Source organism: Stenotrophomonas sp. YJH_SMC_122 (genome assembly GCF_059369535.1).
In genome coordinates, this window is the sequence record NZ_JCAFST010000005.1 from 200,387 (window position 1) to 222,072 (window position 21,686).

19 protein-coding genes and 4 pseudogenes are annotated in these 21,686 nt (G+C 65.8%); 12 read left to right on the forward strand and 11 right to left on the reverse strand.

All coding sequences use genetic code 11. The features are described from left to right. Positions 1-138: 138 nt before the first annotated feature. The 3 genes from AC5P66_RS09280 to AC5P66_RS09290 form a co-directional block, all read right to left on the reverse strand. Complete coding sequence (locus tag AC5P66_RS09280) at positions 139-666, reverse strand: DUF6622 family protein (RefSeq protein ID WP_495216245.1); 528 nt, start codon at positions 664-666, stop codon at positions 139-141. Positions 667-754: 88 nt separating this feature from the next. After that, positions 755-1,639, reverse strand: coding sequence for a methylenetetrahydrofolate reductase (locus AC5P66_RS09285; RefSeq protein ID WP_495216246.1), 885 nt, complete (start codon positions 1,637-1,639; stop codon positions 755-757). Next, positions 1,639-2,553 carry a LysR family transcriptional regulator gene (locus AC5P66_RS09290; protein ID WP_049410747.1) on the reverse strand — a complete coding sequence of 305 codons (915 nt, stop codon included), beginning with the start codon at positions 2,551-2,553 and terminating at the stop codon, positions 1,639-1,641. The genes AC5P66_RS09285 and AC5P66_RS09290 overlap by 1 nt, the downstream gene beginning before the upstream one ends. A 75-nt stretch (positions 2,554-2,628) precedes the next feature. On the opposite strand from AC5P66_RS09290, the gene msuE reads away from it, so the two are divergent. Genes msuE through AC5P66_RS09305 form a run of 3 tightly spaced genes read left to right on the forward strand, consistent with a single transcriptional unit; the run spans position 2,629 to position 5,330 of the window. Continuing rightward, positions 2,629-3,222: an FMN reductase gene (gene msuE, locus AC5P66_RS09295; protein WP_495216247.1), complete on the forward strand. Its 594-nt coding sequence runs from the start codon at positions 2,629-2,631 to the stop codon at positions 3,220-3,222. Positions 3,223-3,278: 56 nt separating this feature from the next. Beyond that, entirely contained in the window at positions 3,279-4,256 is a 978-nt protein-coding gene (locus AC5P66_RS09300) for a DUF1852 domain-containing protein (protein ID WP_049410753.1), read from the forward strand. A gap of 39 nt (positions 4,257-4,295) precedes the next feature. Beyond that, positions 4,296-5,330, forward strand: coding sequence for a methionine synthase (locus AC5P66_RS09305; protein WP_049441223.1), 1,035 nt, complete (start codon positions 4,296-4,298; stop codon positions 5,328-5,330). Positions 5,331-5,947: 617 nt separating this feature from the next. Here the strand turns inward: AC5P66_RS09305 and AC5P66_RS09310 are convergent. Further along, entirely contained in the window at positions 5,948-6,160 is a 213-nt protein-coding gene (locus AC5P66_RS09310) for a hypothetical protein (protein ID WP_049410759.1), read from the reverse strand. A 66-nt stretch (positions 6,161-6,226) separates the two neighbouring features. Here AC5P66_RS09310 and AC5P66_RS09315 point away from each other — a divergent pair. Continuing rightward, positions 6,227-6,544, forward strand: a pseudogene (locus AC5P66_RS09315) (arsenic transporter); the annotation flags it as partial. Beyond that, positions 6,477-6,818, forward strand: a pseudogene (locus AC5P66_RS09320) (LysR substrate-binding domain-containing protein); the annotation flags it as partial. The pseudogenes AC5P66_RS09315 and AC5P66_RS09320, both read left to right, overlap by 68 nt. Positions 6,819-6,883: 65 nt before the next feature. On the opposite strand, the gene AC5P66_RS09325 reads toward AC5P66_RS09320, so the two are convergent. After that, positions 6,884-8,098, reverse strand: a complete 1,215-nt coding sequence (locus tag AC5P66_RS09325; RefSeq protein ID WP_049440844.1) for a chymotrypsin family serine protease — start codon at positions 8,096-8,098, stop codon at positions 6,884-6,886. 185 nt (positions 8,099-8,283) lie between these two features. Here AC5P66_RS09325 and AC5P66_RS09330 point away from each other — a divergent pair. Together AC5P66_RS09330 and AC5P66_RS09335 are read left to right on the forward strand one after the other, a co-directional pair. Continuing rightward, positions 8,284-8,580: pseudogene (locus AC5P66_RS09330) on the forward strand (PfkB family carbohydrate kinase); the annotation flags it as partial. Positions 8,581-8,640: 60 nt separating this feature from the next. Further along, positions 8,641-9,570 (forward strand): DUF6708 domain-containing protein, encoded by a 930-nt coding sequence (locus tag AC5P66_RS09335; RefSeq protein ID WP_049410768.1) that lies wholly within the window; start codon positions 8,641-8,643, stop codon positions 9,568-9,570. A 4-nt stretch (positions 9,571-9,574) separates the two neighbouring features. Here AC5P66_RS09335 and AC5P66_RS09340 read toward each other — a convergent pair whose 3' ends face one another. Continuing rightward, entirely contained in the window at positions 9,575-11,149 is a 1,575-nt protein-coding gene (locus AC5P66_RS09340; protein WP_049440848.1) for a S15 peptidase family protein, read from the reverse strand. An 802-nt stretch (positions 11,150-11,951) separates the two neighbouring features. Here AC5P66_RS09340 and AC5P66_RS09345 point away from each other — a divergent pair. Then, positions 11,952-12,692: a DNA/RNA non-specific endonuclease gene (locus AC5P66_RS09345; RefSeq protein WP_049410777.1), complete on the forward strand. Its 741-nt coding sequence runs from the start codon at positions 11,952-11,954 to the stop codon at positions 12,690-12,692. Between the two features lie 104 nt (positions 12,693-12,796). Next, on the forward strand, positions 12,797-13,492 hold the full coding sequence (locus tag AC5P66_RS09350; RefSeq protein WP_099495909.1) for an HAD family hydrolase: 696 nt from the start codon (positions 12,797-12,799) through the stop codon (positions 13,490-13,492). 11 nt (positions 13,493-13,503) lie between these two features. Here the strand turns inward: AC5P66_RS09350 and AC5P66_RS09355 are convergent, their stop codons facing one another. Beyond that, on the reverse strand, positions 13,504-13,734 hold the full coding sequence (locus tag AC5P66_RS09355) for a hypothetical protein (protein WP_099495910.1): 231 nt from the start codon (positions 13,732-13,734) through the stop codon (positions 13,504-13,506). Continuing rightward, positions 13,731-14,156, reverse strand: coding sequence for a VOC family protein (locus tag AC5P66_RS09360; RefSeq protein WP_049410787.1), 426 nt, complete (start codon positions 14,154-14,156; stop codon positions 13,731-13,733). Before AC5P66_RS09360 ends, AC5P66_RS09355 begins: the two co-directional genes overlap by 4 nt. A gap of 184 nt (positions 14,157-14,340) precedes the next feature. Between AC5P66_RS09360 and AC5P66_RS09365 the strand changes: the two genes are divergently transcribed. Continuing rightward, positions 14,341-16,911: an aminotransferase class V-fold PLP-dependent enzyme gene (locus tag AC5P66_RS09365; protein ID WP_495216257.1), complete on the forward strand. Its 2,571-nt coding sequence runs from the start codon at positions 14,341-14,343 to the stop codon at positions 16,909-16,911. 26 nt (positions 16,912-16,937) lie between these two features. Here the strand turns inward: AC5P66_RS09365 and AC5P66_RS09370 are convergent. Then, positions 16,938-17,375, reverse strand: a pseudogene (locus AC5P66_RS09370) (helix-turn-helix domain-containing protein); the annotation flags it as partial. Further along, a complete protein-coding gene (locus tag AC5P66_RS09375) occupies positions 17,372-18,298 on the reverse strand; it encodes a LysR substrate-binding domain-containing protein (protein ID WP_049410792.1) in 927 nt (308 codons plus the stop codon). The gene AC5P66_RS09375 and the pseudogene AC5P66_RS09370, both read right to left, overlap by 4 nt. 91 nt (positions 18,299-18,389) lie before the next feature. On the opposite strand from AC5P66_RS09375, the gene AC5P66_RS09380 reads away from it, so the two are divergent. Together AC5P66_RS09380 and AC5P66_RS09385 are read left to right on the forward strand one after the other, a co-directional pair. Beyond that, a complete protein-coding gene (locus AC5P66_RS09380) occupies positions 18,390-19,430 on the forward strand; it encodes a hypothetical protein (protein WP_099496000.1) in 1,041 nt (346 codons plus the stop codon). Further along, positions 19,427-20,308, forward strand: a complete 882-nt coding sequence (locus AC5P66_RS09385) for a TolB family protein (protein WP_099496001.1) — start codon at positions 19,427-19,429, stop codon at positions 20,306-20,308. Before AC5P66_RS09380 ends, AC5P66_RS09385 begins: the two co-directional genes overlap by 4 nt. A gap of 7 nt (positions 20,309-20,315) precedes the next feature. On the opposite strand, the gene AC5P66_RS09390 is transcribed toward AC5P66_RS09385, so the two are convergent. Beyond that, a complete protein-coding gene (locus AC5P66_RS09390) occupies positions 20,316-21,671 on the reverse strand; it encodes a sigma-54 interaction domain-containing protein (RefSeq protein ID WP_099487150.1) in 1,356 nt (451 codons plus the stop codon). Positions 21,672-21,686: the final 15 nt, after the last annotated feature.

The window sequence follows — 21,686 nt, forward strand, 5'->3', positions numbered from 1 at the left end:
CCTTGGCAGTACCCACTACGCTGACGTGCCAAGCTGCGAAATGCAATCCGCCCACCGCATGGTTCATCGTGACGTCTGCGCCAGCTCCGCACAACCCTGCCTGGGGAAGCCGGCCAGCGGCCGGCACTACCAGGTCAATCAGCCTGCGGTTTCCAGTCCCTTGCCCGCCGCATCCACCCGCAGCGAGGCCAGGTAGCGGGCGTACTTGCCGACGAAGATGCCAGTGAACCCGCCTGTCAGCAGCAGGTAGGCGGCACTGAAACCGGCATGGGCGGCCAACGACGGCAACACTGCAAATGCAACTTCGAAGCCATACTTCACCAGGAAGGTGGCCAACAGCAGCGGCAGCAGGCTGAAGTCCGCACTGCGCCAGAGCTTGCCGGTGCTGCGGTCCAGCGTCAGCTTCAAGCGATTCAACAGCAGCCAGGCAAGCGCGGCCCCCGTGGCGATGCCGCCAAGCCACTCGCTCCAGGCGATCAGCGACGCGCCGAAACGATGACTGATCGACCACGCACCCCAGACGGCAAACAGGCCGGGCACGATCGCCAGCTTCTGCAGCGAAGTCTCGGCCGGCTTCATGGCGGCGATGCCACGGGTGACCAGGAAGGCCAGGAGCAGCCAGACCCAGATCGGCGTCTGCGAGGCGAGGTGCTGGAGCATGTTCATGAGCGAACCCTTTGGTGAGTGGCGGCGAGGTGCGCTCGCCTTGGTGCTCACTATTCGCTTCCGCCCCGGTTGCAGCCAGTGACAGCTGTCAGCCTTCGGGGATTACGCTGCGGGCACTGGAAATGCGCTGCCGGTACTGCGCCATCCAGTCCAGCGACGGCGCAATACCGCCAAACGGGAAGAAGTGCGGGCTGACCTGGCCATGGGCGCTGGTCAGCCCCTTCACCAGGCGATCAACGAACACCTCCGGCCCCGCCGTTCCCAGCAGCCGGCCAATCGAGATGCCATACCTGGCCAACATCGATGCACTGGCGCCCACGCCGCACATCGCGGCATAGCGCAGCAGACGGGAGATGCTGGCTGGGCCCGGCACACCGACCAGCACCGGAACGGTGATGCCACGCGTGCGAAGTGCATCCAGCCAGGCCAGCACGAGATCGGCATCGAAGGCGAACTGGGTGACGATCACTAGCGCCATGCCGCGCGTTTCGATGCCCTGGCATTTGCGTTGAAGCACCTGCCAGCGTTCTTCGCTGCTCATTGCCGGATGCCCTTCCGGGTGGCCGCCGATACCCACGACCTTGATGCCGTATTGCTCCAGAAGACCGGTCTGGATGATTGAAGCACTGTCGGCAAACGGTCCGGCGGGCGTGGCCAGGTCGCCCGCGATCAGCAGGCAACGCTCGACCCCGGCGTCGCCGGCGGCACGCTCCAGGAAACGTTCAAGTGCTGCGCGTGACCCGACGCGCCGTGCAGAGAGATGCGGCATCGGCTCCAATCCGAGCGCACGCACCGTGCGCGCGGCGGTCAGGCGGGCGTCGTCATCCTCGCTGGCCAGGTACGGAATGGAGATGACGGTACCGCGCGGGATCCGATCCGCCTCGGCGCGCAGCGCGGGCATGGCCTTCGCACTGACTTCCAGTGAAAAGGCGCTGATGAAGGGGTCCGCCCGCAGTGACAGGCCTGCCGGCATCAACGTGCTCCGCCCACATTGCCGGCAAGCGGCGAGCTGTTGCGGGCCAGTTCGATGAAGGCCTGCAGGTAGTCGATGCCGGTATCGGCCTCGCGCGCGCCAAGATAGATCTGCTTGGGGATGCCCTTGGCGCCCAGGCGTACGGGCACCACGTCCATGCGCGCCGCGTACTCTTCCACCAGCCAGCGCGGCATGGCAGCCACGCCGCGGCCGCTGGCCACCATCTGCATCATGATGTCGGTGGTTTCGATGGCCTTGTGGCGCCGCGGCGTGATGCCGGCCGGCAGCAGGAACTGGTTGTAGATGTCCAGGCGTTCGAACGGCACCGGGTAGCTGATCAGCACTTCCTGGCTGAGCTGGCGTGGCTTTACGTGGTCCACCTTGGCCAGGGCGTGGCTGCGGGCCACCACCAGCACCTGCTCGTAGTCGAACACGGGGATGAACTTCAGGCCCGGCTTCAGCAGTGGATCGGGCGTGACCAGCAGGTCGATCTCGTAGCCGAACAAGGCGCCGATGCCGCCGAACTGGAACTTCTGCTTGACGTCCACATCCACATCCGGCCACGCGGCCAGGTACGGCGAGACGATCTTCAACAGCCACTGGTAGCAGGGGTGGCATTCCATGCCGATGCGCAGCGCGCCACGCTCGCCCTGGGCGAACTGGCGCAGGCGCTCCTCTGCCAGGTCCAGCTGCGGCAGCACCCGGTTGGCGACCGCCAGCAGGTACTGCCCGGCCTGGGTCAACCGCAGGCTGCGGCCTTCGCGCAGCCAGACCTCGGTGCCCAGCTGCTGCTCGAGCTTCTTCATGCTGTGGCTGAGCGCCGACTGGGTCAGGTTGAGCACGCCGGCGGCTGCGGTGAGCGAGCCCTGCTGCTCGACCTGCTGCACGATGCTGAGGTGGATCCGCTCCAACATTAAGATGAATCTCACTCATGGATAGGTGAAGTAATACCATTTTACGTCATGGAAAGGCATGACTAGGATCGGGTCATGCCTCCATCCCACCGTCCTCTCCGTATCGTCGCCGTTTCCGGCGGCTTGCAGCGCCCCTCCCGGGCCGCCACCCTCGCCGAGCACCTGCTGGGCCTGATCGGCGAGAACATGCGCAGCGAACAGCAGCTGATCGAACTCGGCGAACTGGCGCCGCAACTGGCCGGTGCGCTTTGGCGCTCGCAGCTCCCCGAGGCTTTCGAGCGCCAGCTGGTGGCCGTCGAGCAGGCCGATGTCCTCGTGGTGAGCACGCCGGTCTATCGCGGCTCGTACACCGGGCTGTTCAAGCATTTCTTCGACTTCATCCACCAGGACGCGCTGGTCGACACCCCCATCCTGCTGGCCGCCACCGGCGGCAGCGAACGCCATGCGCTGGTGATCGATCACCAGCTGCGGCCGTTGTTCAGCTTCTTCCAGGCCCGCACCCTGCCTCTGGGCGTGTATGCCACCGACCGCGATTTCGCCGAGGGGCGCGTGCACAACGAGGCGCTGATCCAGCGCGCACGACTGGCGGTGCAGCGCGCCATGCCGCTGCTTGCGCTGTCCCATCGCGGCGCGCCACTCGCCGCCGCCGAGGCCATCGAAGCCCTTTGAATGCCGGATGCCGCCGACCTGCATCTGGATGTCACCCTGCAAACGGAACGCCGCCCATGACGAACGACGCCTTCACCTTCAGCATCACGCGCATCCCCTTCAACGAGGATTACCAGCCGGCCGAAGGCACGCGCATCACCACCAACTTCGCCAACCTGGCGCGCGGCGCGTGCCGGCAGGAAAACCTGCGCAACACCATCCGCATGATCAACAACCGCTTCAATGATCTGGCGCATTGGGACAACCCAAGCGCCGATCGCTACGCGGTCGAGCTGGACATCATCTCGGTGGAGATGCACATCGATGGCAACGCGGGCAGCGACCCCTTTCCCTTGATAGAAGTGCTGCGCCCGACCATCGTCGACACGCACACCGGCGCGCGCACCGAAGGCATCGTCGGCAACAACTTCTCGTCCTATGTGCGCGACTACGACTTCAGCGTCGTGCTTCCAGCCAGCAACGAAGGCAAGGATACCTTCGGCATTCCGGAGGGCTTTGGCGACCTGCACGGCAAGCTGTTCAAGCACTTCCTGGAGTCGGACGCCTACCGCGCCAACTTCAGCAAGGGTCCGGTCATCTGCATCAGTGTGTCCAGCAGCAGAACCTACCACCGCACCGAGAACCATCACCCGATCCTGGGCGTGGAGTACCGCCAGGGTGAGCGCTCCCCCACCGACCAGTACTTCGACAAGATGGGCCTGCGGGTGCGCTATTTCATGCCGCCGGGCAGCGTCGCACCGCTGGCGTTCTACTTCCAGGGCGACCTGCTGGGCGATTACTCGAACCTGGAGCTGATCGGCACCATCAGCACGATGGAGGCCTTCCAGAAGATCTACCGCCCTGAGATCTACAACGCCAATTCCGTGGCCGGCAAGGTCTACCAGCCCAGCCTGAAGCATCAGGATTACTCCTCCACCCGCATCGTCTACGACCGCGAAGAGCGCAGCCAGCTGGCCGTCAAGCAGGGCCGGTTCACCGAAGAGCACTTCATCAAGCCATACCGCGCCGTGCTTGAGCAGTGGGCCGCCCGCTGATCCATAGACTTTCCATTCTCCCCCAGGACACACGACACAATGCCGACGAAGACGCTGCTCCCCACCTCCACCGCAGGCAGCCTGCCCAAGCCTTCCTGGCTGGCCGAGCCGGAGAAGCTCTGGTCACCGTGGAAGCTGCGGGACGAAGCCCTGGTTGAAGGCAAGCAGGATGCGCTGCGCCTGTCGCTGCAGGAACAGCAGCATGCCGGCATCGATATCGTCAGTGACGGCGAGCAGACCCGCCAGCACTTCGTCACCACCTTCATCGAGCATCTCAGCGGCGTCGACTTCGAGAAGCGCGAAACCGTGCGCATCCGCAACCGCTACGATGCCAGCGTGCCGACCGTGGTTGGCGCCGTGAGCCGCCCCAGGCCGGTATTCGTCGAGGATGCGAAGTTCCTGCGCCGCCAGACCACGCAGCCGATCAAGTGGGCGCTGCCCGGCCCGATGACGATGATCGACACGCTGTACGACGCGCACTACAGGAGCCGCGAAAAGCTGGCCTGGGAGTTCGCGAAGATCCTCAACGAGGAAGCGAAGGAGCTGGAGGCCGCCGGCGTTGACATCATCCAGTTCGACGAGCCGGCCTTCAATGTGTTCTTCGACGAAGTGAATGATTGGGGCGTAGCCGCACTGGAGCGCGCGATCGAAGGGCTGAAGTGCGAGACGGCGGTACACATCTGCTACGGCTACGGCATCAAGGCCAACACCGACTGGAAGCAGACCCTGGGGTCGGAATGGCGCCAGTACGAGGAGTCGTTCCCGAAACTGCAGGCCTCCAACCTCGACATCATCTCGCTGGAATGCCACAACTCGCACGTGCCGATCGACCTGATCGAGCTGGTGCGCGGCAAGAAGGTGATGGTCGGTGCCATCGACGTGGCCTCCAATACGGTGGAAACGGCGGAGGATGTGGCCAACACCCTGCGCAGGGCGCTGCAGTTCGTGGACGCCGACAAGCTCTACCCGAGCACCAACTGCGGCATGGCGCCGCTGGCGCGCGACGTGGCCAGGGGCAAGCTGCGCGCACTCAGCGCGGGGGCAAGGATCGTGCGCGAGGAGCTTTCGGCGTAGCCCCAACCGGGGAGGTGCCGCCATTCCGGCGCAGCGAGGATGGAATCTGGCCGGGTACAGACCAGGTTCCACCTCGCCCCTGCACCTCGGGCCGGGCCGTCATCGCACGTGGCCGCAGCGCCAGCGCTTCCTTGATCCTCCCCATTTCCCCCGATCCGGCCTCAGCCAGGCGCCGGGCCTGCTGCCGCTGCTCCCGCGTCATTGCCCGCCGGGGCACGGCGCCCGCGTCGTGCGCAGCGTCCACCAGCCGCGCCACCGCATCGCGCAGGGGCAACTGCGGGCAGAGCCGTGCCGCGCACCAGCGTTCGGCGTATCGCTTTGCCTGACGTACGCTGGCGGCGGACACGACCTTGCTCTGGGACATCCTGCGCGCGTCCAGGCACATGCGGAACCCGAGCACGGCATGCGGCACGATTCTGGCCACTGAACGCCCGTTCCACCACAGATCCCAGCGCTCGCCGCTCTGCACCCAGCCGCAGGGTCGGCGGGCCATCATGAAATCGGGAGGGCTGGAGGGCGAATGCATGGCCGTAAGAATACGGTCGGGCGTCGCATGGACTGAGATTGCGGAGTGGCGCTGGCAACCTCACAACGCTTCTGCCGCAGTGAAGCCCTCTTTACCACTCTGGGCCGAGCAGTCTCTCCGCCTCGGTTTCGAGCCTCTTGGCGGCTTCCTCCTGCGAGGCCACCTTGATGCACAGCCCGGACTGGGCGGGCCCGAGGGTCAACCGGTAACGGTTGATGGTGCCGCCGCCGTCGCCATCCAGTTCCACCCGGGCCACCCGGGTTCGGCCATTGGCGTTGAAGGTCCAGCCCTGGTAGTCGAACATCGTTGAGTCCACCGCAACGCCCTGAATGGCTCCCACCTTATGCGGGGAGGTGCGACACCCCGCCCGATGCTCGCTTCCTGTTCCTCTTTCCTCATCTGGGCGGCCGTGACCGTGGCGACCCTCGGCCTGCTGTTCCGGCCATTCCGCATTCCGGAGTACGTGTGGGCACTGGGGGCTGCTCTTCTGCTTCCACTGCTGGGAACGGTGCCGTTCGGCACGACCTTGCACGCGGTGGCCGAGGGCCGCGATGTCTATCTGTTCCTGATCGGCATGATGATGCTGGCCGGGCTGGCCCGGCGCGAAGGCCTGTTCGACCCGGCGCGGTCATTCCCTGGCATGCAAGCGCAAGGTGGAATGGGCGGATCTGGCCAAGCGCCAGTTGATCACCGTGCACCGCACAAGCGGCAACCGCACGCTGCTGAATGGTGCGTTGGCGCGTGAGAGCCTCAAGCTCAGCTGGCACTACGAAGTGACCCACCTGTCGACCTCATTGGGCATGGTCGAGGCCGGCATCGGCGTGTCAGCGCTGTCGAAGATGGCCACGCCGGACGGGGATCACCCCACCCTGGTGACACGCGCGATCGGCAACCCGGTAGTGTCGCGCACGATCGGCATCGTCCGCCGCCGTGGTGCCCTGCTCTCGCCCACGGCAGAGCGCGCCACCTCTCCTGTCCGCAGCAATTCCCTGCGGCGCCTACTGAAGGCTTCCTCGGTCCCGGTGCCTCATACCGGGTCGAGATTCAGATCGGCAACCTTGCCGAAGGGCATGACGGTCAACGCCTTGCAGCTTCCCTTTTCGATTGAATCACTGGGATTCTCAGCGGATTTTGCGATCCCGTAGCCTGAGCCGCTCTTGTTGAAGACGGCGGCGCCGCTGTCACCGGACGCGCATGCAAGTTCGGAGCCTTCCACTCTTCCCCAAGTCGGTGCACAGACTGCAGCGCCACATACGCCCAACGGGGCGTGCTGCACCGATGTGACGGTTCCGCAACTGAATCCGGTGCGAGCCCCTCGGAAGCAAAGGAGGCCATGCAGTGGAAGGTCCGCATGGATCAGTATCAATGCCTTCGTCTGGTACTCACCCTTCAATTCTGCGAACACTTCCTGGAGCGGTGTATTTCCAGCAGGAAGCGAGTGCCATTGAACATCGTGACTACCGTCGAAGAGCGCGTCCTGGAATGTCAGTGGCATCATGACCTGCGGGCCACCAACCTCATGACCGTAATTGCTGTAAAGCAACTGATCATCGCAGTGCGCTGCCGTAAGGAGCCCTTTTACCTTGGTCAGCTTGTGCCGAACCGCAAGGCCGCTTGTGCACATCCTGCCATTGGCAGTCAGGATCGCCCCACCGGCGGTGTACGCCGAATTGCGGAAGGGATCCCTCCCAAGGATGATGTTGACCTTCAGCTTCGCAGCCTCTTCAATCTTGCGCTTGGCCGCTTCATACGATTTTACATCGGCTCCGCGAACCGAAACGTCAATCATGCCCAGCTCGGGGCGGCCGTCCACACTGACTGCATCAGGTATGAGTTCGACCACAAGTGGAACGACTCTATGCATGGTTTCGGAGAACTCCTTCTCCGTGTACGGATACCCCTCCTCGAATTCGACCCTGATGGATGAGTCGCTCACTCTGAAGTGCCGGACCGCCTCCATCATGTTTCCCTTCAGTCCAACAACGAGGTGTTGATCGGGCATGTTTTCGATCGAAACAAATGCGAGCCGATCACTGTATCGCCGTTTCAGTTCGGCGATGACCGAAGGTAGCTCGGATTCAACTTCCAGCCTGCGCTTGGCGGTGTCGAGTGACACGCCGTTCGCACTCATGTAGGCCTTGGCAGCGATATCCGATTCCTTCTCCGAAAATGCCTGGCCTGCCGGCATGACCGCGAGACTCTGAGCTGACGCGAGAACAAGCAGAACTGATGCTAGCGACATCTAGGTTTCCTCCATGGAATGAGTTCAGGAGCCAGTGCCGGCTCCACGGCCGAAGGTAGCAGGAAACCTCTTTGCGCTCGGCGGGGCAGGAGGGCCATTCACCGTTTCGTGATGCATTGCGCGCTTCAACGCAGGTGTGCGTCGCGCCAGATCAAGCTTAGCGCTGGTAGTTCTTCAGAAACAGCCAGGTAATCAGCACCGACCATCACGTGCTCGGTGCGCTGCTGCTGGGACGCGATGGAACCCGCGCGCAGGCTCCTCCGAGGCCGCTGCCCGGCATCGTTGATCGCATCGGCGGTGGCGATGCCTTTGCCGCCGGCATCGTGCACGGATTGCTGTCCGGGCTGGACGCAGAAAGCACCGTGCGCTTCGGACTGGCCGCGGGCGCGTTGAAGCACGCCATTCCCGGCGACTTCAGCCCTGCCCGCGAAGCTGAAGTCCGGGCGCTGATGGAGAGCGACCAGTTCGACGTTCGTCGCTGATCTCCCCCAGGATAATCCCGCTAGAATCCAACGGGCGCTGGAATCGCGCAGGGATCGCCCATGGATTACACCGGATACACGCGCAAATTTCCCAACAACCGCCCGCTGAATGCGTTTGATCGTGAGCACCGCCTGCTGCGGAAGAAGCGACTGGATGTCGCGCCGCTGGCGCAGCTGTGCGTGGTGAAGATGAATTCGAACTGCCTGGTTTCGGTGGATCGCTGGTTCGCCGCACGTGGCTTTGCAGCCCTGCTAGGCGCGATCGGCATTGCCTTCGGGCTGGGCGGCATGCTGATGCTGCTCTGGTTGCTGGTCGTGAACAGGCTACCGAACGAAAACGGCCTGTGGGAGGCGATATTCATAGGCATGGCGATGCTGGCCGTCTTCACTGCAGCGAGCATATGGGTGGCTTGCCTCGAGCTGTTCCGTTGGACCTACTATCCGATCGCGCTTGATCGCAAGCATCGGCAGATACACGTGTTCCGGCTGGATGGCACCACCCTCAGCGCGCCCTGGGACCGGGTGTATTTCACGCTTGGCCGCGGAACCGGAACCTTCGGATGGTACAACTGGGATGTCCGCGGACTGATCCTGGACGCGGATGGCGTGACAGTACGGGAGACGTTCGCGTTCTGCATCGCGACCTCCCGCATCGAGAACGCGTATGCCCACTGGGAGTTCCTGCGGCGCTACATGGAAGAAGGACCGGCAGCCGTCGTGGATGCGGTGCACTACTGCATGCCGCTGGACGGCAAGCGCGGGAGCTTCGCGTCCTGCAAGGAGCGCATCTTCGCCGAAGACGCGCAGCTCCCGGGTTTCATGTGGCTCACGATGCTGCCACTCAACTACCTGCACACGATCATGCGCTGGGTGGTGATGCAGACCAGCAGGATTCCGCGGTTTCCACCGGACATCGAGGCGCGCCTGACACCGGACGCTGGTGATCCCTGTGTACGCGACGCTTCGATGAATCCACCGGACCTGCGCTGACCCATCAACGCAAAGGCACCTTCAGCACCGAAGGCGCGTTGGCCGGCGAGCTGAAGGTCACCGCCCCCCCCAGCTGGCTGATCCCCGCATAGCGCAGGTCCACGGTATCGACCACCAGGGTCAGCCGGCTGCCGGCCGGGAGGTTCCAGCTGCTGGCTTCCAGGCGAAGATCGATGGTTCTCGGCTGGCCGGGCGTGGCACCGCGCAGGGTGTACGGCTTGTGGCTGATCAGCTGGCCGTTGCCCAGCACATCCTCGGCATACAGGTAGGCATACAGCGTGGTGTTGGCGCGAGTGGGCGTCACCGTCAACCGCACTTCCGGTGCGCCATCCAGGCGGCGTGCACTCCAGTAGATCGGGCCCTGCCAGACGCCTGCGGCGTTGCGGCCAACGAACGGTACATAGGCGCCGGGCGGCAGGTTGAACATCTGCAGCGCGCCGGACGCCATCACCACGCCGGAGTTGGCGGCCGTCAGCAGGCCGCTGCCGATCCGGTAGTTCCAACCGGTGCCACCACCGCTCTCGGCCAGCCCTCCGGTGGGCAGCAGCAGCCCGGTCGGCGCGGTCAGCCCGTAGCTTACGGCGCCGGTAGAGGTGGCCTGCCAGTCCGGATAGCGGCTCCAGCTGCCCTTCTGCGACTTCAGCTGCACCGCCGGCTGGCGATCGATGCCATTGGCCACGCCCTTGAGGTAGTGGTCGAACCAGTCGCCCACCGTGGCATAGACCTCATTGGGAATGCCGAGCGCACCGAAGGCTTCGTTGAGGGCGTGGTCGCCATGGCGCAGCTGCAACTGCTTGGGTCCCTTCAGGCGGGTGAAGAAGTCGACCAGTTGGCCCGGCGGAAACAGGCTGTCGTTGAAGGCGTTGGCGAGGAATACCGCGGGTTGGTTGGCATTGATCTCATCAAGGCTGCTGGCCGGGCTGCGCTGTGCCGCCACCGGCAGCAGCGAGTCCACCGCCCCCTGGTAGTTGCCGACCAGCACATTGCCGTTGATGGTGGCCAGTTCCGCGCCGGGGCGGCCAGTGGCCAGGCCCGCTGCCACCAGCAGGGCGATGCCCTGCGCGCTGGGCGTGTCATGGCTGTAGAGCGACGCCTGCAGGTCGGCCCAGCCGCTGAGCGCGGCAACGGCCTTGATGCGCGGGTCGCGTGCCGCCGCCAGCAGGCTGGTGCCGGCACCGTAGGAGATGCCAGAGACACCGATCCTGGCCGGATCGGCGCGGGTGTTGTCCAGCGCCCAGTCGATCAGCGCACTGACATCTTCGACCGTGGCGGGCCCGGCGATGTCGATGCTGCCGCCGGACTCCCAGAAGCCGCGCGAGCTGTAGCTGATGACCACATAGCCGCGTTGCGCCAGCGACTGTGCCACGCCCACGTACTCCACGCTGGGCACTGCCCAGCTGCTGGGCATCACCAGCAGCGGATAGCGGCCACTGCCGGCATCCTGCGGTTCGATGACGAAGGCCCCGAGGGGCGTGCCATCCCAGCTGGGGATGGTGCGATGGGTGGTCTTGACCGTGGCCGCCAGGGCCGTGGGCGCCAGCCCGGTCAGCAGGATCAACAGCAGCAGAACCTTGCGCATCGTTGTCTCTCCCCGTCGGTGGTGGTGCAACGGGTCGGACCGTACCAGTGCGAATGGTGGCTGGCACCTTGCGACGCAGCATGGCGCTTTCGGAGCCGACAGCCCCGGCGGATCGATGCGAAACCAGATTCAGGCGCGGTGGACAACCCATACCAGCAGGCCCGCCAGCGGTATCAATGCCAGCATGCCAACCACGCCCAGGCACCCGGATTGCCCACGGCGCGACCTGGAATCCTGTGGGTGTGATCGCAACCAGTCTGCATGACAAGTGCTGCAGTAGAACCGCTGCTTCCCGTCTCGCCAGGCGCCGATGGTACGTGTGTCGTGCAGCGCCGCGCTGCCGCAGCGCCCACACTTGAAACTGCGATGTGGCGGACGCTTCTGTCGACGCAGCGCAGCCACGATCGCCATTCCGACGACGGCAACAACAGCAGCCCCCGCAAAGACGTCACTGCTCATCATTCCCCCCGTGCAATGCCAGGGCTTTCCCAGATGCCGGGTATGGTACCGAGTCGCGCAGCCACTGTGCCACGACGCCCTATCACGCGCGCGTGTCAGCCACGGACCACGTGATCTGACACATCACCAGTGCTTGCACCCGGTCACAGCTTCGCGTTCTCGTCGTTGACCAAAAGACGACAGCTTGTGACGCTTGCGACACCGCACGGCCTCTGTGGCCCCGTCATCGCGGTCAGTCCCACCGCACTCCGCATCACCCGTATCCGCAATGCCTTCACATGACACAGGCCTGGCCTTGTCGTGGCGGGCAGCTGCGTCCCGAACTCTTTGCTGGAGAATCGCAATGCGCCTTGCAAGCTTTGTCTTTGCCTTCGTCCTCAGCGCCTTTGCCGGCGCAGCCCAGGCCCAGGTAGTCACCCTCAACAAGGGCGGCTTCGTGCTCACCTACGACTGCAGCATCCACAGTGCCACCCGCTACGAGTACACGCTTACCGCCGATACCGGTTCCGCGGCGCGGCCGTCCAGCTTCTACAAGGACCCGGACCTGCCGGCCGGCTGCCTGGGCCAGACCAGCACGGCGTCGTATGCCAGCATCAAGTCCGGTTATGACCGTGGCCATCTGGTCACGTCCAACCACATGGATTACGACGCGACCTACATCCGCCGCGCCAACTACATGACCAACATCGTTCCGCAGGTGTCCAGCTTCAACCAGGGCATCTGGGTGAAGGCCGAGAACGTGGCCGAGTGCTACCGCGACATTGCGCCGGTGGACGTCTACGGTGGCGTGGTCTACGGCGATGCCGCCAACGACTATTTCCTGGCCAGCCACGGCATCCCGACGCCGGAGTTCTTCTGGAAGACGATCATCACCCGCGACCCGAATACGGGAACCGCCAAGGCGATCAGCTGGATCATCCCCAACGAGGCCAACCTGGGCAGCCTGGACAACTACCTGGTGACGATTGCCGATCTGGAGGAGCTGCTGGGTGCGAGCTACGTGGCGATCAACGCGCCGGCCTCGCTGAAGAACATGCTGCCGGCCAGCACGTGGCCGCAGCCGGCCGGGTGTGATCTGGGCTGACCGGTCCACTGGGATCGGGTGGCACCCGGCCCGGGTGCCACGCGGGGATGGCTGTGGGAAAATGGCCTGCAATTGAATCACTGCATTGCGCCCTGGAGTTGTAGATGTCCCGTTTTCCCTTCGATGCCGTGCTGTTCGACTGCGACGGCGTACTGGTCGATTCCGAGCCGCTGGTGGCCCGTGTGCTTTCGGAAATGCTGACCGCACGCGGCTGGCCGCTGACCCCGGCTCAGGCCGGCGAGGTCTTCCTCGGCCAATCCGTGGCCCATCTGGCCGGGCTGATCGCAGAGCGCACCGGCAAGCCGTTCACGGAGGAATGGCTGGAGGAATTCCGCCAGCAGCGCAACCGTGCGCTGGAGCAGGACCTCGAGGCGATCCGGGGGGCGCCCGAGGCCGTGCGTGCGATCGCCGCAGCGACCGGTGGCCGCATTGCCTGCGCCTCCGGAGCAGACCTGCACAAGGTGAAACTGCAGTTGGACAAGGTCGGGCTGCTCGATGTGTTCGGGGCCAATGTGTTCAGTGGCCAGGACCTGCCCCGCACCAAGCCGCATCCGGATGTGTATCTGGCGGCCGCTGCGGCGCTGGGCGTGGACCCCACGCGCTGCGCGGTGATCGAGGACACCGTCACCGGCGCGACTGCGGGCGTGGCCGCCGGCGCCACGGTGTTCGGCTTCAGCGAAGGCGGCCCGCACCACAGCACGCCGGAGGCCCTGCGTGCAGTCGGCGCCCGCGTGATCTTCCAGCGCATGGAAGACCTGCCGGGCCTGCTCGCCGCCTTCGCGGCCGACGCCGTCGCCTGACGGCATGGCCCTCAGCGCGCAGCGCCCGCCGTGGCGCTGCCGCGCTTGCCTGCATAGTGCAGGACGAACAGATACAAGCCGGTGAAAAGCTGCAGGAACAACGGCGGCAACGGCGAATAGGTGATCCAGGCCGAAGGCTCGCCCTGCCCCAGCCCGCGCGCCACGAAATTGGCGACCACTGCCAGCGTGAACACGATGGACGTCCAGCGATGCACGGGCCGCGCCCAGCCGCCACGGCTCATTGCCGGCGCCTCGCGTCAGATCGTGCTTCGATCATCTTCCAGCCGTTGCCGGATGGGTCACGGAATCCGGCATCGACCGCGCCATAACGCTCGATGGGTTCCTGGATGAATTCCACGCCCTTGGCCTGCCATTCCACATAGCGCGCCCTGCAATCGTCCACCGCCAGCACCAGCGGCGGCATCGCGCCCTTGGCCACCAACTGCCGCAACGCCTGCGCCGTGGCGGCGTCGTGGGTGGGTGGGCCGGGCACGAACAGGCCCAGCTGGAAACCCTGCTGGCCGCGGTTGCGCACTGTCAGCCAGCGATAGCCGCCATTGCGCACATCGGTGTGCACCTCGAAGCCGAGCGTGCCGACATAGAAATCGAGCGCTTCATCCTGGTCACGCACATACAGGCCGATCGTATCCACCGTATTTGACATGCAACACCTCCTCACAAGTGCGGCTACGTTACGCCCCCCGGCCCGGCGCCGCTTCTCCAAAACTGCGCCAGTGGCCGCGACGCCCAGCGTGGAGAAACCGGGGGTCAATGGCGCCTCCGGGGCGCATGAATACGCAGATCGGCACAGCGGATAATCCACCGGATGATTAAGTCCACTTAATGTGATGCCAATCACGCACGCACACAGGAACGCATGCGATAACCGCGCCAGCCCGGTCCATCGGCACCATCACGCTGCCAGGGAGCGCACCATGCAGGACGTAGCGCAAGGCCAATGCAAAGTTGTGTCCGACAGCCGCTGGTCACTCAGTACCTTCATGGAATTCTATGAGCGGGTATTGAGTCCTCGCATTTTCCACCCTTACGGGAAGCTGCTGGCCAGCGAAGTCGCCAGCGACATCGATGGCGGATTCGTGGTCAGGGACGTGCTGGAAGTCGCCTGCGGCACCGGGGTGATCACCGCAAGCCTGTATGAGGATCTTGCGCGGCCACGGGGCCTGCGGCTGGTGGCCAGCGATCTGTCGCAGATCGCGGTGAACATGGCCCGGCGCGTCCTGAGCCCGGAGATCCAGCAGCACGTTCCGCTGTTGGCCGACGTGGACATGGCAGAGCTTCCGTTCGAGGACAACAGCTTCGATGTGATTGTCTGTGGCTTCGGCCTGATGTTCCCGCCGGACAAGGCGCGCGTGGCCAGGGAGTTCCGCCGCGTGCTGCGGCCGGGCGGGCGTGTCTATGCCACGATGTTCCACTACAACCAGCTCTTCGAACTCACCCGCCAGCAATCGCAGCTGCATTTCGGCATGCCCTCGCGGCTGATGGACGCTGCGCTGAGCCTGACCGACCCGTCGCCAATCACCCGGGCTTTCGCGATCGAAGGCCTGTCCAGGGCCAACGATCTGCCTGCGGGGCTGCATCCCCTGTCGTTCTCGCTGGATGCGGCCGGCGCGCGCGAGTTCCTGTTCAACGCCTGCATCCTGCTCGAGGAGTTCAACCAGTGCGACACCGGCACCCGCGAGCACTACCTGGACCTGATGCTCGCGCAGTTCCGCAAGGACGTGCCTGACCAGCGCTATCGGGTGGAGGCATGGCTGCTGCGCGGCCAGGCTGATCCGGCCCATGCGGGCACGACGCTGGATATCACGCCCCCCGATTTCTCGCCGCTGCTGCGGTGCCAGCAGCTGACCCATCGCGCGCCCTGCGTGGGCGCCGAGCGCGCCGTCCCTGCGCACGAGGCGCAGGCGCTCGATGCATTCACCGCGGCCAGGGCGCAGTTCCTGACCGAGCATCCGGGCTTCCCCGACGCATCGGTAGAGAAAATGCGCAACGAGGAGTACGCACGGCTGGACGAGCAGCACGTGACGTACCTGGATCATGTGGGCGGAACCCTGCCACCCGAAAGCCTGCTCGAACAGGACCTGCAGGCATTGAAACACGCGATCCTGGGCAATCCGCACAGCGGATCGAAGGCCTCGCAGGCCGCCTACCAGCAGGCACGAGAGGCAATCTACGCCTTTTTCGGCTGTTCGCCGGACGAGTACGAGGTGATATTCACTGCCAACGCCAGCAGCGCGATCCGGCTGGTGGCGGAATCGTTTCCCTTCCAGCCGGACACGCAGCTGCTGCTGACCAAGGACAATCACACATCGGTGCATGGCCTGCGCGAATACGCCAGGGCCAAGGGCGCCTCGGTGAAGTACATCCCCTTGGACGACGACCTGCTGCTGCACGGGGACCTGATGCAGCGTGCGCTGCAGCGGCTGGGCGATGGCGCCCCGCATCTGCTCGCCTTTCCCGCCCAGTCCAACGCGACCGGTGCGCGACATGACCTGGCCTGGATCGCCCGCGCGCGGGCGCATGGTGCGATGGTGCTGTGCGACGCTGCCGCACTGGTTCCGCAGGCGCGGCTGGATTGCGGCGCCCTTCAACCGGACTTTGTGGTGGCCTCGTTCTACAAGATCTTCGGCTACCCCACCGGCGCAGGCTGCCTGCTTGCCCGCCGCTCGTCACTGCAACTGCTCAGGCCACCGTCCTTTGCCGGTGGCGGCGTCTGCTACTACTCGGGCCCGTGGTCGCCCACCGAGCGGTTGCTGTATCGCGATGCCGGGCAACGCTTTGAGATCGGAACACCCAATTACGCCGCGTTCCCGGCGATCGCCCGGGGCTTTGCCTTCGTGGCGCGGATGGGCGGCGTCGAGGCCCTGGCGCTGCGTTCCGGTGCACTGGCCCGGTGGCTCGAGGCGCGCCTTGCCGCGCTTCGCCATACCGTGCGCGGCGACACACCGCTGTGCCGCGTGTACGGCCCGCCGGCACAGCACAAAGGAGCGACGGTGATGCTCAACTTCTTCGACTGCTATGGCTCGATCATGCCGCATGCCCGCATCAAGCGCCTGGCCGACCGCTTCGGCATCACCCTGCGCAATGGATGTTTCTGCAACCTCGGGGCCGTCCAGCAGGCAACCTATGCCACCGCAGGTGCCGAGCACTGCGAACTGGACAAGACCGGGAAGATCCTCGACTGCACCGCCTTCGATGAGAAGATCCTGGACAAGGGAGATTGCGGCGCGGTCAGGATTTCATTCGGGCTCGGGTCGAACTTTGCCGACGCCTACCGCTTCCTCATGTTTGCGACGTGCCTGCTGGACACCGATGTTTCAGGTCTTGAAGGTGCGCTCGCCGGAAGCGATCCCGCGGTCGATGCCGGCCGTCTCCGTGCCGCCCCTGTCGTACCGGCCTGACGCTCCGCGGCGGGCACCACCGGCGGCGCGCCACGGCGGCGTTGTTCCAGCACGGACGTGTCGAGGCAGGGCCGCTGCGCGGCGCGCGCGTGGCATTCGGGCACGGCGCCGCGCAGCGGTGGGTGCCGGCGTTCGCGTGCGCGCACGTTGCCGGGGCTGTCGCCGGTGATGTCACGGAAGATGCGGCCGAAGGTGCCCAGGCTGCTCCAGCCGGTCTGCGCGGCGATCTCGGTGACCGGCAGGTCGGTGTCACGCAACAGCGCCACGGCCCGTTCAATGCGGCGGCTCAGCAGGTAGCGGTGCGGCGGCAGCCCGAATGCCTGCTTGAACGAACGCGCGAAATGCGCCGCGGATACGGCACTCACTTCGGCCAGGCGGGCCACCGGCCAGTCCTCGTGGCTGGCATGGTCCATCCGGTCCTTGGCACGCAGCAGGCGTCGCAGCAGTTCAGGGCTCTGCTTCATGCCGTCACCGTGCGCGCCAGATGATGTCGCGCCGCATGCCTGGCCTGCGCGGCCTGCTCGACCAGCCAGTCACCGAATGCAATGACCTTGGCGCTCCGGCTGCGCGCCGTCGGTGCCACGAACCAGAAACCACGCCCGTCGCTGGCCACACCGGGATGCGCCTGCACCAGGCGCCCGCTGTCCAGTTCGGCCTGGAACAGGATTGGCGAAGCAATGGCGATGCCCTGCCCGGCAATGGCCGCGCCGACGTCCAGATGCTCCAACGCAAAGGGGCTGACCAGGCTCTCCTCGGCCGGCGGCGGAACGGCACCATGTGCGGAGAACCACAGTGCCCACCAGTCGGGCCTGCCGAGCAGCGGAATGTCCAGCGCCCGGCGACCGAGCCCGGCCGCCGCCGGCAGCAGCGCCGGTGCGCACAACGGGGTGAAAATGCTGGGGAACAGGGGCGTGGCCTGCAGCCCGGGCCACGCACCATGCCCGTTGCGGATGGCGGCATCGAAACGCCCGGCGGCCAGGTCCTGCGGCTCTGCCGACAGGTCCAGTTCCAGCACGATGTTCCGATGGCGGGCGCGGAAGCTGCCCAGCCGCGGCGTCAACCAGCTGGTGCCCAGCGTGGGCAAGACGGACAGGCGCAATCGCGCCGCATCCATGTCAGCGGCACGCATGAAACTGGCGCGCAGCGCGTCGAAGGCCCGGGTGGCCTCCACTGCGACGCTCGCACCGGCGGCGGTCAATTCCACATGCTGTGCATGGCGCAGGAACAGGCAGGTGCCGGTCTGGGCCTCCAGCCGGCGCACGTGGTAACTCACCGATGCCGCGCTGGTGTCGAGCTCCTCGGCGGCACGGGCAAAACTGCCCAGCCGCGCCGCCGCTTCGAAGGCGCGGATGGCGACAAGCGATGGAAGCTGGCGTTGGGTCACCATAAGTGTGGCTTAGCCTGAGCCCGGATATCTGCGTGGTCAATCCCCCTCGCACCCGCAACGATGGAGGCACTTCCGGCAAGGGATCACGCACATGGATCGACGGCAGTTCCTGGCCACCTTGGCCGCAGTGGCAGCCTCAAGCGCCTTGCCCTCGGGGCGGCCCCTGGCCAGCCACAGCGAAGACTGGAAATGGTTGCAGGGCAACTGGCGGGTCCGGCACCAACGCCTGAAGGAGCGCCTGGTGGGTGATACCCGCTGGGAAGCCTTCACCGGCGCCAGCGCGGTCTGGCTCTCCCTGGGCGGGCTCGGCACCATCGATGACAACGTCATGGCGCTGCCTTCGGGTCCCTACAGGGGCCTGGGCGTGCGTGCCTTTGATCCGGTGTCTTCCACGTGGTCGATCTGGTGGATCGATGGACGCACCCCTGCTCATATCGAAGCGCCCGTGCGCGGCGTCTTCGAGGGCGACGGCGGCAGCTTCCGTGGTCGTGATGATTTCAAGGGACGCCCCATCGACGTCTGGTTCCGCTGGCATGACATCCATGGCGAGGAGCCTTGGTGGGAACAGGCATTCTCCGACGATGCCGGCGCGCACTGGGAAGTGAACTGGCGCAACTGGTTCCGGCGCACTGCGGCAGCCCCTTCTCCGCTTCCGAAGCTGCCGGATGCACCGCGCGATTTTGATTTCCTGGTGGGCCATTGGAACGTGCGCCATCGTCGCCTGCGCGCTCGGCTGGCGGGCAGTGATGCGTGGGACGCGTTCAACGGCACCCTGCACAACTGGCCGGTACTGGGAGGATTCGGCAACGTGGGCGACAACCTGATGGACGTGCCGGGAGCACCGCTGCGCGGCATGGGCATCCGCGCCTGGAGCGCCGCTGAGCGGCACTGGCTGAGCTGGTGGCTGGATGGCCGGGAGCCGACCCGGATCGGCGCGCCCTTGCGCGGTGGTTTCGAGGCCGGCGTCGGTCGCTTCTTTGGCGAGGACCAGCACGACGGTCGCGCGATCCAGACGCGGGTGATCTGGTCACGTATCACCCCGCGTTCGGCGCGCTGGGAACAGGCGGCTTCGACCGATGGGGGACGCAGTTGGGAAACCAACTGGGTCAGCGACTTCGAGCGGCAGGCATGAAAGCGCGGCTGGCCGTGATGCTGCTGGTTGCTGCGTCGCCCCCTGCGACTCCCTCAAGCGTGCTGCAGATCGTCGGCTCCGCTGAACGCTTTGCGCCGGGCGTTGCATCCACGCAGTACGACGAAATTCGACTGACCCTGAGCCCAGATGGAAAGACCGCACTGTGGTTCAGCCGCAACCGGCCCGGCGGTCCGGGCGGGTATGACATCTGGGTCTCCCGCCACGATGGACAGCGCTGGCGGCCGGCGACGCCGGTCTCGTTCAACACGCCGGGACGTGACTTCGATCCCGCCTTTTCCACCGATGGCCGTGTGGTGTATTTCTGCTCGGACCGCGCAGGCGGCCAGGGCGGCGACGATCTGTACCGGGTCAGGATTGGACGCGACGGTCGATTCGGCGAACCGGAAAATCTCGGGCCTGCGGTAAACAGTGCGGCCGACGAGTTCGCGCCGATGCTCTCGCCGGACGGTCGTACGCTGTTGTTCTCCAGCGATCGTGCGGGCGGTGCCGGCGGCCATGACCTCTACAGCGCGGCGATGATCGGCGGCGTCGCGCAGCCGGCACGGCCGCTGGCGGGTGACCTCAATACCGCAGCGCAGGAGTTCGATGCCACCTTCCTGGGCGACGGCCGAACGGTGGTGTTTGCCCGCGCCCTGGACTTCGCCACTGCACCGGTGCGCCAGTTCATTTCCTACGACCGTGGAGGTCGTTATGACGCGGGCCATGCATTGCCCTCCCCGGTGAACGAAGCCTCCGGCGACAGCTACGGTGCGATGCTGGATGGCTCGCAACCTGACACTTTGACCTATTCGGCGCGGCGCGCAGACGGTGCGGGGTTGGACCTGTACCGCATCCGCTACCGTTCGGGCGAACCATGATCCGCACTCAGCGCTGCGCCGGCAGCTCCAGCCGATGCTTGCGGCACAGCCGGTACACGGTCACCCGCGAGATCTGCATCTGCCGTGCGCACTCGGAGACGTTGTAGCCGGTCTGGCGCAGGGTCTGCAGCAGCACATCGCGCTCGGCCTGGCCGCGGGCATCGTGCAGCATCGCCCCCGGCGGCGCATGCCCGGGCCCACCCAGTTCGAGGTCACGCTCGCTGATCAGCTCGCCTTCGGCCATGATCGCCGCCCGCTGCACCCGGTTGAGCAGTTCACGCACGTTGCCGGGCCAACCGAAGCGTCGCATCGCCTGCAGCGCAGCGGGTGCGAAGCCACGTGCACGCACGCTGTGGCGCAGTCGGAAGCAGCGCAGGAAGTGCTCGGCCAGCAGTTGCACATCGGCGCCACGCTCGCGCAAGGGCGGCATCAGCAGGCGCAGCACATTGAGCCGATAGTAGAGATCACTGCGGAACCGACCCTGCGCCACCGCGTGTTCCAGTTCCACGTGGGTGGCGGCGAGTACCCGCACATCCGCCCGCAGCGGCTGGCTGCTGCCGACGCGCTCGAAGGTGCCTTCCTGCAGCACGCGCAGCAGGCTGGTCTGCGCCTCCGCTGGCAGGTCGCCCACTTCGTCGAGGAACACGGTTCCGCCGTGTGCGGCTTCGAATACGCCTATCTGCCGCTTGTCGGCGCCGGTGAACGAGCCGCGCTCGTGGCCGAACAGCTCCGACTGCACCAGGTTGGCCGGAATGGCACCGCAGTTGACCGCGATGAACGGCTTGCCCGCACGGCCGGACAACGCATGCAGCGCGTGAGCCGCCAGCTCCTTGCCGGTGCCGGTTTCGCCGGTGACCAGCACTGGCAGTTCGACCGGCGCAAACTTGTGCAGCACGATGCGCACCGCATGCAACGCAGGACTCTCGCCGATCAGTGTGCGCGGCCCCTGGCCGCCGCACACCTCGCTGGCAGAAGGATCATCTGCGTCGAACTGCTGGCGCATCGCAGCCACCAGGTCCTGCAGGCCGAAAGGCAGCGTGAACCGCGAGATGCAACGCTGCAGCAAGGGCTGCCACGCCGCAGGCGTGGGCCCCGCGCCGGGTGGCAGCACCGCAAGCCAGGGCAGATGCGCGTGCTGTTCGATCCATGGCGCCAGCAACTGCAGCGCGGGCGTATCCAGATGGCGAAGATCCAGCACAGCGAGCAGCCGATCACGCCCGCGCAGCCCGATCGCCATCGCCGGGTCGGGATGGATGCGGCGCACGTACCAGCCTGCGGCCGCCAGCGCGCTGCGCTCGTTCGCCAGCGGCTCGCCGAACCAGAGCACGCAACGCGATGTAGAAGCCTCCGGGACCGCCGCCATGCTTCCCCCAGCATC